9 protein-coding genes are annotated in these 16,289 nt (G+C 46.3%); 4 read left to right on the top strand and 5 right to left on the bottom strand.

Features of this window, described 5'->3' with window-relative positions; translation table 11 throughout:
- Window positions 1-396: 396 nt before the first annotated feature.
- From VIN08_RS18480 to VIN08_RS18465, 4 genes are all read right to left on the bottom strand, one after another.
- Window positions 397-747, bottom strand: a complete 351-nt coding sequence (locus tag VIN08_RS18480; RefSeq protein ID WP_331968021.1) for a hypothetical protein — start codon at window positions 745-747, stop codon at window positions 397-399.
- A 220-nt stretch (window positions 748-967) separates the two neighbouring features.
- Window positions 968-2,932, bottom strand: a complete 1,965-nt coding sequence (locus tag VIN08_RS18475; protein ID WP_331968019.1) for a RagB/SusD family nutrient uptake outer membrane protein — start codon at window positions 2,930-2,932, stop codon at window positions 968-970.
- Between the two features lie 12 nt (window positions 2,933-2,944).
- Window positions 2,945-6,052, bottom strand: a complete 3,108-nt coding sequence (locus VIN08_RS18470; RefSeq protein WP_331968017.1) for a TonB-dependent receptor — start codon at window positions 6,050-6,052, stop codon at window positions 2,945-2,947.
- 390 nt (window positions 6,053-6,442) lie between these two features.
- On the bottom strand, window positions 6,443-10,615 hold the full coding sequence (locus tag VIN08_RS18465; RefSeq protein ID WP_331968015.1) for a hybrid sensor histidine kinase/response regulator transcription factor: 4,173 nt from the start codon (window positions 10,613-10,615) through the stop codon (window positions 6,443-6,445).
- Window positions 10,616-11,370: 755 nt separating this feature from the next.
- Here VIN08_RS18465 and VIN08_RS18460 point away from each other — a divergent pair.
- The 3 genes from VIN08_RS18460 to VIN08_RS18450 all read left to right on the top strand — a co-directional run bounded on the left by VIN08_RS18460 (window position 11,371) and on the right by VIN08_RS18450 (window position 14,027).
- A complete protein-coding gene (locus VIN08_RS18460; RefSeq protein WP_331968013.1) occupies window positions 11,371-12,279 on the top strand; it encodes a helix-turn-helix domain-containing protein in 909 nt (302 codons plus the stop codon).
- 113 nt (window positions 12,280-12,392) lie between these two features.
- A complete protein-coding gene (locus VIN08_RS18455; protein WP_331968011.1) occupies window positions 12,393-13,460 on the top strand; it encodes an NAD-dependent epimerase/dehydratase family protein in 1,068 nt (355 codons plus the stop codon).
- A gap of 63 nt (window positions 13,461-13,523) precedes the next feature.
- Window positions 13,524-14,027 (top strand): hypothetical protein, encoded by a 504-nt coding sequence (locus tag VIN08_RS18450; protein ID WP_331968009.1) that lies wholly within the window; start codon window positions 13,524-13,526, stop codon window positions 14,025-14,027.
- Window positions 14,028-14,036: 9 nt separating this feature from the next.
- Here VIN08_RS18450 and VIN08_RS18445 read toward each other — a convergent pair whose 3' ends face one another.
- Entirely contained in the window at window positions 14,037-15,152 is a 1,116-nt protein-coding gene (locus VIN08_RS18445) for an adenylate/guanylate cyclase domain-containing protein (RefSeq protein WP_331968007.1), read from the bottom strand.
- A gap of 176 nt (window positions 15,153-15,328) precedes the next feature.
- On the opposite strand from VIN08_RS18445, the gene VIN08_RS18440 reads away from it, so the two are divergent.
- Window positions 15,329-16,234, top strand: a complete 906-nt coding sequence (locus VIN08_RS18440; RefSeq protein WP_331968005.1) for a helix-turn-helix domain-containing protein — start codon at window positions 15,329-15,331, stop codon at window positions 16,232-16,234.
- The last annotated feature ends 55 nt before the right edge of the window (window positions 16,235-16,289 follow it).

Here is a 16,289-nt window from a genome sequence, read left to right as displayed (position 1 = left end):
ATAGTAATCCGAATTTACCTTAAGCACACTTGGATCCGGATAGAACCCCGAAAGGATCGGGTTGGTAAATGTGATAGTTTGTGTCCTTGCCGATGTGCCGGTATAGAGGAAAATGATAATGAGTGTGATTTTAATAAGTGTGTCTTTCATATTCTTCTGTTTGATCAATGTGAATTGCATTATTATGTCTTGCGCTAGTCTTTGCCAATAGCGATGCGTTGCCGTGTCCAGGTTGGGCCAGTGATAAAGAATATTCCGTCTCTGAAACGTACGGGTTCAAATCCGAGCTGTGGTGTCCTTTCCCAGGGTTCCGGTGTTTGACTGTAGGGCCTTTTCTCCTCCATCAGATAATGGCACGAACTCCACAGCGTGCCATCGGGACCTTCGAAGAGAGCATTATGGGCCTGTCTCGCAATAAGGGTCTTCCGTATCGTCAAATTGTAAATGAGCATAGCTTCCGCTGGCGGCAAGCTCAGGGCGGTATCCCTTTTTACGTGTTCCGAAGATAGGTTCGCGAGAGGCAAACTCCCACGGTCCGAGGGGATTCCTGGATTTGAGAAGGCCTACTTCATAGCCGCGTGTCCAGGAAGAAAAGAGCATTGGATTGTGTCCCGTCCATACTGGATTTGAGGTGCCCACACAAAACCACCGGCTCTTCACTTTAATAATAAAATGATCACGTATCGTTATAGCCGAATCGTGCGTAATCGGATTGGTGAAACGCTCCAGATTACTTGATGACTTCATTGGAAGAATTCTCAGGATGGTGAAACATATACCTTATGTATTAGCCAGTATTGGGTAGATTATGGAGTGAAAAAACAAAAATTGGGTTGCCTATCGCTAGGCAACCCGGCCTCACAAATGGCGATTTTTACCTATTCTAAATCTTTAACCCAAACAAAGAATATTGCCATTTGAGGACCATTGTTTTGATGATCGATTTGTTTAACACCCATCGATATCACTACTCGCCAACACGATAACCCGGATTCTGATAGATGTCTTTTTCCGCTGCTGAAACCGCCATGTTGTCCAACTGCCCTTGCGGAATGGGGCGTAAGTAATGCATGGGCAGGATGGTGCGAGTCACCGTTGCTGGCGTGTGATCACCCAGTGTCGGTCCGCATATGGCATAACTGGCGGCCACTTGACTCCATTTCTGCGTGCGTACCAAATCATACCACCGATGCCCTTCACCGTAATATTCCCGGGAACGTTCCGCTAGAATATAATCGATGTCTATTACAGCCGGGGTTGCAGCAGTCATGTCAGCGCTGTTATCTTGGATCTTTTCCACGTTACCGTTATTGTCCCACCGCCACATGCCCGCACGAGCGCGAATTACATTGATCAGATCGTAGGCTGTTTTTCCTGACACAGGAGCAGCGCCTTTTACAGCGGCCTCTGCAGCAATCAGGTAGAGTTCAGAGAATTTGGCAATGTTGAACGGGCGCGTATTGGCAGCATTTGGTTGCCCCAAACCTGTACCGTTATCGGTACGATAGGTGCCAAGCTTCCAGAGCCCTGGATACACCAGGCGACTAATGGCGTTAGGGGCGATCACATAGTCGGCCCGGTTGGGCAATACCCCGGCACCTACACCACTTTTGTAAGTAGAGTTTGAATAGTCGATGGCATCAGCGGGAACCTCACTCAGGAAGGTCAGGATGGGGTCACCCGGTGCCACCGAGAGGTCGTTGGCATTGAACAAAGTAGGGTTTGTTATACCGGCCTTGGGCCAGTTGCCGCGATATACGGTAGCAAATGTTCCATCGTAACGAGAGTCATTGGTCTTGTCGGCAAAAGTATTGGCAAACACACCATGCGGTGGTGCCATCCGAACCCAGGGGCGTCCTAACCCTTGCACGGCCTCGCGCTGTACCGAGTTAACAGTCTGAGCGGACGACCAGCTTGTTTTGGAACTTTGCAACGCCGTGTAGGCCCAGGTAAGCATCCATACGGCGAAATTGTCGGCATCACCGCCACCGGCATACGAAAGACTTGATCCATTGTAGAGCTCGCTCGTCTGTGTGTGATCAGCATAGAGTAGCATCTCTTTGTTACGATCATTCTTGGCTAGATTGACATCGTAGTAGGTAGGCATCAATCCAAAAGGTCCCGGGTCATCGATGGCCGTTGTGGCGATATCATATGCCTGCTGAAAATACCATTGCGGTGCATGACCGTCCGGGTCGATGCGGTCGGCATCCGGATAGGTCGGAATGTTGTTGGGGTTTTCCAGCCACCATCCGTAGGTCAGGTATGCCTTGGCAAGGTAAAGACGTGCTGCCGTTTTAGTCACCGCACCCGTTACGCGGCCGACAGCCGGCAGGTTGTTCACCGCCAGCAATAGGTCAGGGAATATCGCCTTCGTATAAACCTCAGGTACCGTATTGCGTACCGATGTGCGTGAAACAGTAGTATTGAATTTTAATTCTCCCGCACCCAGATCCAACGGCACGCCGCCAAAGGTCTGCACCAGCATGAAGTAGTCAAAGGCACGAAAGAATCGTGCTTCGGCAATTAACGCCTCCGAAACACCGACATCGCTGGCATTTTCGATAATGCCATTCGCTGTGTTGATGTTGGGAAAAGTATTAAACCACAGGTTGCTGGCATCGCTGTTGGAAGGAGTGATGGGACCGCCGCCGGAGAGGTCGGCAATCTGGAAACTGCTGCCCGAGCCGCTAGCACCCCACGTGGCTTCATCGGTTCCGGTCAGTGTCGAGTTGTAGAAGTACGCATTCCCAAAGATGTATCGGAGATGCGCGTACATCCCTGTCAACCCGCCATATACTCCTTTTTCCGTTTTGAAATAATCCGGCGTATAAATGCTGCGAGGCTGCTCATCCAGGATGCTCGTGCAACCAGCCAACAAGAGCATTATAAGGGCTGCCCCTCTGAAAAGTTTTATCTGTATACGTTTCATAGCTAGTTTCTTTTAGAAGGTCAAATTGAGTCCGACTATGTAGTTTCGGGTAGAAGGTGTGTTCGTACCTATTGTCAGGATACGCCTCAGGTTAGCCGACAACGGAACGGCTGCATTTTCATTTCCGTACGAGTTGGTTTCAGGATCCATTCCCGATTCTTTGTGATAAGGGGAAAACATCACGAAAGGATTCTGTACGGTGCAGTAAAACCTCAGTCTGGTGAGACCGAATTTCTTCAGCAGGTTTTCATCGACTTTATACCCCAGGGTGATGGTTCGGATTTTCAAATACGATGCATCGAAGTAACCGAGCGTGCTGCCGTATTTCGGATTGTCACCTCCAACACCGCCGGGAGCCGGATATTTCGCGCCTGTATTTTCAGGTGTCCAGTAATCCACCCGCACATTGTTTCCTGCTCGCGAATTCAGGTTGTTCAGATAACCCCCTGATCCATAGAGTGTGCTATTGATCAGTCCTCCGTTTTTGAATGTTCCTATAATGCTCAAGTCAATACCTTTGTAGGCTACGCGCGTGTTAAAGCCCCCCTGGTAGTTGGGTTGGATGGCCATGATCTGCCGGTCGGCAGCACCGATGGCGCGTGTCGGAGAACCGTCTGGGTTGTAATCACCAGTGTATTTTACCTTGATCATTCCCGGCTTGCTGGCCGTACCGGGTTCCAGGATATTCAAGTAGGGGTCATCCTGTTGCCAGAGCCCTACTTTTTCGTAATCAAAGATCACATCAATCGGATGTCCGACAAACCACCAGTTCCCTTCGTCACGGGTTTGTCCTGAAGCAAGCGATACCAGTTCATTACGATTAGCGTACAAGTTGAATCCGACATCCCATGTCCAGCCATTGAGGTTATCCAGGATGGTTCCATTCAGGGAGATCTCGATTCCTTTGTTACGGGTTTCTCCCATGTTAGCCGTGATGCTGCTCACCCCGGAGGTTGTCGGAAGTCCTACGGGCAGCATAACGTTTTTGGTATTTTGGATGTAGTATTCGACCGTACCGCCTAAGCGATTATTGAACAGTTTAAACTCCAGACCATAGTTAAATGTCTTTGAATATTCCCATCCGAGTGTCGGATTGGGCAATTGGGATACATAAAATCCGGTCGAGTAGGTGGCATCACCGAAGTTGTAGGGGCGTGTTGACAAAAGTCCCATGGTCTGATAAGGATTGACTGACTGGTTGGAGGTCTCTCCGTATCCCGCACGTAACTTGAGTTGGTCTACCCAGGAGATGCTGGTCATGAATTGTTCCTTTGAAATATTCCAGCCCGCTGATATTGCCGGATACTGGTGCCATTTATGGCCTGGTGCAAGCCGCGATGATCCATCCGAACGGAAAGTCGCACTCAACATGTACCGCTCATCGTATGAATACATGATCCGCCCCATATAAGAGAGCAGGCCCCATTGAGAATAGCCTTGGTTGGCAGGGTTCACAGTAATCACCCCGTCAGCACGGCCCAGGTTGTAGAATTGAAAAGCATCCGATGGGATGTCACGGGCTGAAATCTGAGATGAATTGGATTTTTCCTCTTGAGCCGAATACAATACCACCGCGTTGACCTCATGCTTATCAGCAAACGTGCGGTCATAAGTCAACATGTTTTCGGTCGCCCAGTTGGTCGTAAGCGAGTTCGTGATGGATGCCGTGGAGACTGTGGTGGGGATACCACTGAAAACGCCTTCGCCCGTATAATTGCCATAGGTACTCTGACGGTAATTCAGACCGAGGTTCAAGCGATATTTCAATCCCTTAATCCCGGGAATTTTAACTTCTGTGAAGATGGTATTATAGGAACCGTATGCTTTGGTCAGGTCGATATATTTGTCGTCGAGGCTCTCAAAGCGTTTCCTGGATGGCACCCACTGTGCACCAGAGGTCACCTCCTGCACGACCTCTTTCATGGTACCGTCAGCATTGTAGGGATTGGTGATCGGTGTCCTGGATAAGGCCATGCCTACGGCCGGCACGTTGTTGCCATTGGTCATCGAGAAGTTGGAGGTAGAGTTGAAGCCGATCCGGATAAATTTGTTTATCTCCTGGTCGATGGAGCCCCGCAGCGAATAGCGTGAGAAATTCTGCAGGGGCACGACAGCCTCTTCCCTGAAATAGCCTGCACCCACGTAGAACGTACCCTTTTCCGTGCCCCCTGAAATACCCAAATCGTGACTGGTAATCAGACCGTTTTTGAAAATCATGTCCTGCCAGTCGGTATTGACATCATTGGATTCGTCCAGGGTATTGTTGAACTTCTGCGCACTTGCTGCACGCAAGGCCGCGAACTCGGCACCATTCATCATGGGGTATTTGGCAAAAATTTTCTCCACGCCATAATAACCATTGTAAGTGACCTGCGCTTTTTGTCCTTTCTGTCCGCTGTGAGTGGTGATCAGAATTACGCCATTGGCACCGCGGGAACCATAAATAGCCGTGGCCGAGGCATCCTTCAGAATGTCGATACTCTTGATACTGTTGGGGTCGATATCATTCATCGATCCGGCGAAGGGTATCCCATCCAGTACGATCAGGGGATCATTGCTGGCCACCAGGGAGCGGGAACCGCGTACACGAATTTGCATCGGTGATCCCGGCTTGGTGGAGGTCTGTGACATCTCCACACCGGCTACACGCCCTTGCAGCGCTTGTGAAATGTTGGAGGCGGGGATTTCACGCATGACATCCCCTTTCACAGAAACTACTGCTCCCGTAACGGATTCCTGCCGTTGTACACCATAGCCCACCACGACCACTTCCGAGAGCGATTCGACATTCGGACTGAGGTTTACATCTATTACGCTGCGGCTGCCCACCGTTACTTCGACAGATGAATAGCCGATAAAGGAAAACACCAGTACCGCGGTGGAATTTGGTGCTTCAATAGCGTACTTACCTTCCGCGTCTGTAGTCGTTCCGGTGATAGTTCCTTTTATCAGAACATTTGCTCCGGGTAAACCTGTGCCGTTTTCATCTAAAACCTGGCCGGTGACCGCTACCTGTGCGCTCGCTGTCAGCGAAACGGTCAACAGAACCGCCATGGAGAGGACAGCTGGAAATGGCCTGGGGTACCACTGGAAAAGAAATCGTAGAATTAGTCTTTTCATAGAATTTAAGGGTTAGTGTTTGATTACCGGGCGCCGCCTGATGATTTCGGGTCCATGCAAACACTAACCGGACCTCAGGGGGCCCTTTTCATGGGTTAGGTTCGTGGACTCTATGTTTCGCTAAGGGCGCTCCGCCTCGCCATCTGTTTAGGTCCCGGCCGGGATACCGCAAACGGTTGCACTAATGTCCTTTATTGCCGTTTTTGATGCCTTTCACAAATCAGACATTCTCTTTTAATTTTCAGTCATGCTGGAAAACAGGGGTGGAAACGGCCTTTCTGACAGGTTTTAAGTTCAAAAAGGTCAAGCTGACGCCTACCAGAGCGCGTAGAGGCGCTTGCCGTTAGGGCTTGTCAGGAAGCAGGGAAGGGAAAAAGCAGGAGGGAAGCGTCAGCCGGTCACGGCCAGGAATTCAGATGGTGCCTTGCCATACTCCTCTTTAAAGCTGCGGGTGAAATATGAGGCAGAATTAAATCCGGTCTTGTAAGCTATTTCCGACAAGGTATATTTCTTGGTCTCCATGAGTTTTAGAGCTTGCTTCAAACGGACGGTCCTGATGAATTCAACGGCGGTTTTCCCGGTCAATGCCTTGATCTTTCGATACACCTGTACGCGACTCAGGTTGAATATTTCTGCGAGTGAATCCACTCCGAGCTGGGTATCCTGTAAGTGGTCAACGATATGATCGACAATTCGCTGGAGGAAGACCTGGTCCATCTCGCTAGCGGCATTTTTGGCGGGCAGCAGGTATACATCCTGACTGAAGTGTGCATACAGTTTCTGCCGCGACTCGATGAGGTTGCGTACATGGGACATTAAGAGCCGGATACTAAAGGGCTTTGTCAAATAGATGTCTGCTCCGGTTTCGATGCCGGATATTTTATCCTCCAGTGAAGCCCTTGCCGTAAGCAGTATGATGGGAATATGGCTGGTTTTCAAGTCCGATTTTAAGAATTGGCATAGTTCAATCCCGGATTTGTGCGGCATGAGAACGTCACTGATGATCAGGTCAGGGATTTTCTCCAGCGCCATGTCAAGTCCTTGCTGGCCGTCCTTGGCCTGTAGCACGTTGAATTGTCGTACTAATTCCAAGGCCAGATAAGTTCGTAATTCATCATTGTCTTCGATGATTAAAATATCCGACTTTTCACGGTTGTCATCTCGCACCGCGACAGACTCTGCACTGAAGCTTTGCTCTGTCGAGGCAAAGACTTTTGCCGGAGGATCGGCCTGGGTTTCCACTTGAAAGACCTCAGCATCAATCGGCACAACCATGACGAACCTCGTTTCACGGCCCGGCACACTTTCCGCTTTGATATAACCATGGTGCAGTTCAACCAGTGCCTTTGTTAACGAGAGGCCTATTCCCGTACCAGGATTTGGAATTTTCGAAGCCGATTTTGCCTGATAAAATTTATCAAAGATGAAGGGTATCTCCTCCGTAGAGATGCCGATACCATTGTCCACGACAACCAGTTCCAAGCAACGGGCCATTACATTTCTGGGGCCTACGGGTTGCGTTTTGCTGTTGATCAGCAACTGTATGGTCCCCTGATCACAGGTAAACTTGAAGGCGTTGGACAACACGTTCACCAATATCTTTTCAAGTTTATCCAAGTCAAACCATCCTTGCAAAGCAGTTACTTGTGCGGTCTGCACAAATAGAATATTGCGTTTAAGGGCAACATCCTCAAAGGCCGATGCTATTTCTGTAATACGACTGACAAGCTCTCCATATTGAAGATCAAGTTTCAGATGACCGCCTTCAAGTTTGTTGAAGTCCATCAATTCGTTTACCAGGCGCATCATCTTGTCTGCGCTGCGGTATGCGGAGGCAATTCTTTCTTTCACTAAAGGACTGACATCGTCTCCGGTAATTAAACTTTCCAGTGGCAAAAGGATCAGGCTTAATGGCGTTCTAAACTCGTGAGAGATGTTGGTGAAAAACTGCGTCTTCGACTCGCTCAGTTCATGTTCTCGCACGCGAGCCAGCCGTTCCACCTTTAATTGGTTCTTCATCCTGAGTCGTTCCATCCGGATCCAGATCAGCAGAAGAACCAATCCACTCAGGACTATTATATACAAAGACATGGCCCACCATGTCCTCCAGATCAGTGGGTGTATCGTAATTTCCAGCCTTGCCGGTGTATCACTCCATCTACCCTCACTGGTAGATGCTTTCACCAACAGTGTATAGTCTCCCGGATCCATGTTGGTATAGGGGGCACTGTGATTGGAACCTGTATAATTCCATGCTTTATCAAACCCCTCCAGTTTATAGCAGTAGTTCAGCTTTGTTGAATGTGCCAAATTCAAAGCGACAAAATCAATGGCGAAGGATCGCTGCTCATACGATAACGAAATTCCGGATGTCAGACTGATGTGTTTATTCAAAGGCGAATCCGGTGTGCCTATGCTTACGGATTGATTATTAATCTTTAGATCCGTAAAGTAGACCACCGGATTGCGCAGACGCGTACGGATGCTATCTGGATAAAAGACGGTGAACCCGTTGTTGGTGCCCAAAAATATTTCACCGGCACTTGTCCACAAACATGCATTACTGTAGAAGTTATTGGAAGGCAATCCATCTTCGCGCGTATAAGTAGCAATAGCATGGGTGGCGGGATCCAATTTCGAAAGCCCCATATTTCCGCTGATCCAAAGGTTCCCCTTTGCATCTGCAACTACTCCGCGTATGGTATTGCCCGGTAGTCCATCTTTTTTTTGGAAAGCCTGGAAGAGGGAGTCCGAGGCAATCTTTACATTGAGCCCGTTGTCGGTGGTGCCTATCCACAGGTTCTTTTGCTTGTCTTCATACAATAATTGGACGCCACTGCTGCTAAGACTGCCCGGACGCTCATTGGGCAGATATAGCTTGTAATCGTAGGCCTGCTCATCGTGCTTTCTTAAAGCATGAAGGCCGTACATGGTGCCCACCCACAAGATGCCCTCGGCGTCTTCCACTACCGAGCTCACATAGGCTGTTTTGGTGATGTGATTGGGTTTGCCTTCTTCGAAGAGAACTTTAAAACCATTCGATTCCGGATCAAAATAGAAAAGACCGCTTCCCGAAGTGCCTGCCCAAATTGTTCCCATCTTGTCTTCGTACAGGCAGAAAACTTTGTCCTCTCCAAAGCCTCCTGACGCAAGCGAATAGGTTTTTACTTCATTGCTTCGCGGATCAATTTTATAAACGCCACTCCCCACGGATCCCACCCACAGGAACCCATATCTGTCAAAGAGAATAGATGTATAGTACTTATTGGTCAGCTTCGTATTGATAGCGTCAAGCCTTTGAAGGGTGTTACTTTTGAAATCCACTTTAGCCAAACCGATCTCATCGACAGCCATCCAGATATTACCGCTGCGGTCTTCGGCAAAACTCTTGACGTCCTTACCCAGAAAATTATTTTCCTTTCCCTGATATGGCTTGTGACGTAGAAACTTTCGCGTGTCGTTATCAATCAGATAGGCACCTTTGTTAAAGGTGCCTATCCAGGTTAATCCTTCGTCATCGATATAAACGGTCCGGATAGAGTTCGTTGCCAATTTCTTGGAGTCGCCCTCATCGGCAAGGTAACGGGTGACTTTTCCCGACTTCGTATCCAGGTAATTCAGGCCGGAATTCTCACCGGCGATCCACATGTTTCCTTTCACATCCCTACACAATGTGAGTATATTGTTCCAACTGGCGCCATACATCGATGCTCCTGAAATCACGTTTTGAAAGGTGTAGTAGCCGTTCTTGGGGATAATCTTGATGAGTTCCCCGTTGACGGTGGTAAACCATATGTTTCCTGCGTTATCGACAAGAAGCTGACTTACTTGTCTGACAGGCAATTGTTCACCTACAAATGTCATGGGTGATGATGTTCTACTTTTCGTGTTGTAAAGTCTCAACCCCCCTTTCGTTCCACTCCACATCATGCCATCGACATAAAGCAATGTGCTGACGTAGTCGGTGGCTTTCGCAGTGTTTGCATCGGCTACCAGATACGAGAATTTTTGTTCTTTCGGATCGAACAAATTAATGCCATTGCCGTGCGTCCCGATCCATAGTGCCCCTTGCTGATCGAATGAGAGTGCTGTGATGTAGCGATTGTTAAGGTGATTCTTGATTCCAGGAATTGAATCAACGGTGATGAAACGGTCAGTTTCACGGCTGTAGACGCACAGGCCTTGCGCTGTTCCAATCCATAAGCGCTGTTGGGAGTCCTCTACAATGGCGTTGATGTTGTTATGGCAAAGACTGTATCGTTGATCAGGATTGTGGTTGTAGTGAAAAGCATTGGTGCCATCATACCGGACCAGGCCATCGGCTGTCCCCAGCCACATGAACCCGTTGCTGTCTTTGTAAAAACAACGGACAAAGGAATTTGAAAATACTTCGGGTGCAACCGGAGTAAACACGATCTCGGGCACCTGAGCATAAACCACCGTACAATGGAATATTAATACCATCAGCCAGGAGCTACAGAACAGAAATCCCTTGAGGACACCCTTGAGTATGCCGATACCAACATCGATCGTTCGAGGAAAAATAACTTTGACTGCGCCCACGATAGTTTGGGTTTATAATTGCTGGCGAAAGACAGAAGATGAAAGGTGCACGTAAGGGCTGCCGGAAGACCCTATGGCAATTCAATAATAATGCAATCGATGGCAATAGTCAAGAGCCTATAGGATAAGCCCATATTCAATCATTCCCTGATAAACTGTTTCTCCTAATTTTTCGCCCTACTACGATGATGTTGAATTTGCCTAATTCTTTTTCGATCCAGGCGCACATTTCATTATACAATTGAACAGACACTTTACTAAAGGGCTGACTCAGATCGACATCGTTAAACATATCAAATAAAGGCTTGAACTCTTCTTTTCTGTCTTCATGGAACGGTGAGAAAATGCTGAACGATAATTCAGTAATTTCACATAGCTATATATACTATATGTTCTTGTTATAGTGAGACTATAAATATGTATTTGTGTTAAGGTATATATACCCTAACACAAATACATTATACTCTAACACTTTTTACTGTTTTCATCTGCGGGTATCTATACCGTTATGTATTCGCATAGCGTTGATCCAGTATAGATGAATGTTGCTGATGGGAGAGAAGCTTGTATGCATCGATGTCCCTGTGAAAAGTGTTTGATTATGGTTGATTTATGTTAAGTCCCTGGATTGTTGGACTATACTTTTGAAATCATAAAAAAGTAATGATGACAAAAGAGTTTACTATGGTGGTGTCAGCAGCCGCCCGTTTTGAAAAGTAGTAAACGATATATAGTTCATGTGTAAAGGCATAAGGATGGAGGAAAATATAGTGAAGATAGATTCTGTGACACGACTGCATCAATTGATGGGATTTGAAAAACCTACACATCCATTGATTTCGATCGTCCATGCTTCCCCGGGGGAAACCGAAAATCGAGCTAACGTAGTATCAGATTTATATACTATAGTTTTGATGGATTCTTGTTGTGGTTGGGACTATGGCAGAAAAACGTACGACTTTGCTGATGGCGTAGTCACTTTTACCGCCCCCGGTCAAATGCGTAGTCATAAAGAAACTACCCTCAATCATATGAGTGGCTGGATGCTTTTTTTTCACCCGGATTTAATCCGTCACACAAGCCTTGGAAGAAATATTGACCATTACCATTTCTTCTCCTACGAAACTCATGAGGCTCTTCACCTTTCGGAAAGCGAAAGATATATACTTACGGAGTATATCAATTTAATCAGCAAAGAAGTAAAAGAGCGAATCGATGCTCACAGTCAGAATGTAATTGTCTCCATTCTCCAATTGCTTCTTAATTATAGCCGCCGTTTTTATGACAGACAGTTTAACACTCGCTCAGCTCGGAACAGGGATATAGCTATCCGCTTCGACATTTTATTGCAATACTATTATCAGGCCGGATGGTTTACTGGAATTGGCGTTCCTCCTGTTGAATATTTTGCGGAAAGAACATCCTTATCTCCCAGTTATTTAAGTGATGTGCTCTATAAAGAAAAAGGATGCGGAGCTAAGGAATATATAGATAATTTCATTGTCGCCGAGGCAAAGGTTTTACTGTTATCCAATATCGATTCCATCTGTGATATAGCCTATAAATTCGGGTTTAATTACCCAGACTATTTCAGCCGATTGTTTAAATCAAAAACAGGATTGACTCCGGAGGAATATAGGGAAGAACTAGGGCGCTCCCGGTAATTCTTTTTTTACAACGTGTTGATCTGTTCTGTGATTTGTGTTGGTCATTCAGTATTTGATGTTAATGAATCACACGACATCTAACCAATTTTGAATAGTTAATAGAAAAGAATATGACACAAATCGATCGGACAAAACCGGTATTGGTAACAGGTGCTAATGGATATGTAGCCAGTTGGCTGGTAAAGCGACTTCTGGATGAAGGTATTACAGTCCATGCAGCGGTACGAAATCCAACGGACCTGAGTAAGGTATCGCATCTTAAATCTATAGCGGCAGGCTCAAAGGGCAAGCTCAGATTCTTTAAGACAGACTTGCTCACCAAGGGCACTTATAAGGAGGCTATGGAAGGTTGTGAACTCGTTTATCATACGGCATCTCCATTTACAACCGCCATAAAGGACCCGCAAAAGGAGTTAATAGATCCCGCGGTAAATGGCACTGAAAATGTACTGGAGACCGTTAACCAGACACCGTCTGTGAAGCGCGTGGTGGTCACCAGCAGTTGCGCAGCAATTTATACCGATGCTATAGATTCTGTTAATGCACCTGACGGCAGACTTACCGAAAAAATATGGAACAGTACTGCTTCCCTGGAATATCAGCCTTATTCATACTCAAAAACTTTAGCGGAGAAGCTTGCCTGGGAAATGTCTTATTCCCAGAACCGGTGGAATTTGATTACCATAAACCCTTGCTTAGTTCTTGGGCCTGCCCTGAATCCAAAAACTGCTACGTCGGAAAGCATCAATGTTTTGAAGTTGTTCGGGAACGGTGACATGAAAATGGGAGTGCCAAAAATGGGTACCGGTGTTGTTGATGTGCGGGATGTGGCTGAGGCGCATTTCCGGGCTGGATTTACTCCCCATGCACAAGGTCGCTATATCACTGCCGGTCACAATACAGATTTTTTGGAAATGAGCAAGGTACTGTTGCCTCGGTATGGAGCGAAGTTTCCGCTTCCTAAAAGAGCGTTGCCAAAAGGATTATTAATGCTGATCGGGCCGCTGGCTAACCCATTGTTTACGCGAAAATTCATTCGTAACAATGTGAACATCCCCTGGAATGCAGATAATTCCAAAATAATAAATGATTTGGGGATGACTTTTCGGCCGCTGCAAGTCACCATGGAGGACGCTTTTCAAGTGTTGATCGACGAGAAGATCATCAAGGCGAAGTAGTGACTCGCCTATAGATCGTACTAACTGAAAATTACTGTTTACAGAATAAACGCGAATTGCACTATGAACTTTTTTCATCACTCTTCAACCTGGATCAAAGGTGAACTACTAGAAGCGATATTGATCGCCTCGTTCGGTATTTTAACAATGGTAAGTGGGTTTCTATTTTGGAAATTGGGCACCACACCAAATTCGAAAGCGCTGTTAATTCCGCTTTCTGTTACGGGTATTATTTATTCCGCTATAGGAGTTTCTATGCTCGTTTCAAATAATAAAAGATTGGTGTCTTTCGAGAAGAGCTATCGCCAGGATGAGAGAGCGTTCGTACTCTCAGAACAAAAACGTGTAGAGGGTTTCCAGTATGGCTATACCATTTCTAAAATTGTGGCCTCGGTATTTTTCCCGTTGACACTGTTGCTTTTTTGGTGGTCGAAGAGTCCTCAGGTGCAGGGCTGGGGCATCGGTCTGGCACTCTTCGCGCTGGCGGGCCTTGTGGTGGATTACTTCTCTCAAGAAAGAGCTGATACGTATTACAGAGCAATTTTGGAAGTGCTAAGAATGAATTAGCGTGCCCACTTATTCGGCCCACGTTATACTATATATTTCCGTGGTCTCTGCTTTTCCTTTTAATATAATTTCGCCCATGTTTTCACTTTGCATATCCCGATGCAAAGTGAGTTTATCAAGCAGGGCCCTGGATATAAGTAACGGTTTGTTGTATTGATTGCACATTCCTTGAATTCTTGACGCGGTGTTCAAGGTATCACCATGATAGGCTATATCTCGTTTTATTTCGCCTATCTCCACGGCAGTTACTACACCAAGATGCATCCCCGCTTTAAAGTCCGGTTGAAAACCATAGGTGGCAAGGTAGTACGCGTCCCTTACCCGGAGGGCTCTCATGCAGGCAAAGTAAAATTTAATGCACAAATGATCTTTGATGCCTTCGCGTTCTTGCCATGTTATAACGATTTCATCGCCTACATATTGATATACCTGCGCATTGTAAGCATGTAATACCTGATTAATATCCGAAAAACAATCGCGTATAAAAGAACTATAGTGAAGATGCCCCAGTCGCTCAGCGACCATCGTCGAAGACCGCAAATCCATGAACATAAAGATTCGACTTTCTTCTTTTGGACTCCGGTATCGTCCAAGCAATAGAGGAATGAGTACGCCAGGTCCATACCGGCTATTCATTTGATTAATGAAGTTTAGTAACAACGACATGACGAAATAGTAGATCAACAGCAGTGTGGTAAGAGCTCGCCACGCAGATGTATCCAGGGATGTTACTCCCAACGGAAGGACCGGGATTACCTGCAGATCAAGAATCATATACCGAAATAACAGTAGCGTTACGAACAGTATGACCAAGGCTGCTGCTGCTTTTAGCAATATGACTAACCCAAGCGGTTGCCGGGTTGATACTTTCCGGTCCATATAGTAGGTGATTGTGCCCAGCGTAACGCCGTAAAAAATGCCAAAGAGTATACCGACCACCATCGTATTTACCACGGCCTCTTGTAAAGGAAGATGATATATATGTCCAAGCAGGGTGGCGTGTAGGCTAGTGATAACTGTCAGCAGGATGTTAGCGTAAATCCAGAAACTAGATTGGATAAGCAGGAAGGTAAGTTTAGGGTATCTCGCGGTAAATCGCTGCGCTAGGGTTGTATAGTTGGCCATATAAAGGTTAAATAACGGCGGGCGTGTTAATCTGGCAAAATTTATAGAATCAACCCAATAGTATTATCTCTTCTGGAAATTGAATCTGGGAAAAGTGTTACAAGATCACTAATTTATGTTCAGGTTACTTTTAAAGTAAATATAGCTTTGCTTGACATTCAAACTAGTGAGACGTTATGGCCGAGATTATCAGAATTCAATCAATCAGTCAATTACATGCGATGATGGGATTTGAAAAGCCCACCCATCCGCTTATTAGTGTTATTGACGTTTCCAAATGGGAGATAGGCAAAGAATGGGTCGGAGTCAAAGCAGTTTCCGACCTTTATTCAATTGCTCTGAAGGATGCAAGTTGTGGCTTGGAATACGGCCGTAATACGTATGATTTTGGAGAAGGGGTATTGATGTTTACCGCACCTAATCAGACGCTGCTAAAGACGAAAGAACAGGCATTGGGGGAGGTCCAGGGATGGATGATCTTCTTTCATCCGGATATGATCAGAAACACTCCGCTTGGCCAACTCATTGATAACTATCATTTTTTTTCTTACGATATACATGAAGCGCTGCACCTATCGGAAATTGAACAACATACGTTGGGCGAATGCGTCAATTTGATTTCGAAAGAAATCAAAGCCAGAATAGACAATCACAGTCAGCGAGTCATCGTTTCTACCCTTGAACTACTTTTGAATTATAGTCAACGTTATTACGAGCGCCAGTTTAGCACGCGATCTGCGCAAAACAAAGATGTTGTCAGTCAATTTGAAAGACTGCTAAAAGAATATTACTCTGCCGGAAAATTTGCAGAGTTAGGTGTTCCACAAATTGAATACTTCTCTGACAATATTCACTTGTCACCCAATTACCTGAGTGATTTGTTAAAGAAGGAAACGGGAGTAAGCGCAAAAGATCACATCAGCACGTTCATCGTTGAGAAGGCAAAGGTACTCTTGTTGAGCGATGCTGATTCAATCAGCGGCGTTGCTTATAAATTGGGTTTTAATTATCCCCACTACTTCAGCAGGCTGTTCAAATCCAAGACCGGGTTAACCCCACAAGAATACAGAGAAATGAACTAGGTTGTTCTGCTCTGTTGGTTATAAGTATTCTCCATGAGTATATATATACACATGG

This window comes from Ohtaekwangia sp. (assembly GCF_036568665.1).
Classification (GTDB): domain Bacteria; phylum Bacteroidota; class Bacteroidia; order Cytophagales; family Cyclobacteriaceae; genus Ohtaekwangia.
This window is presented reverse-complemented; position numbering and strand designations above follow the sequence as displayed.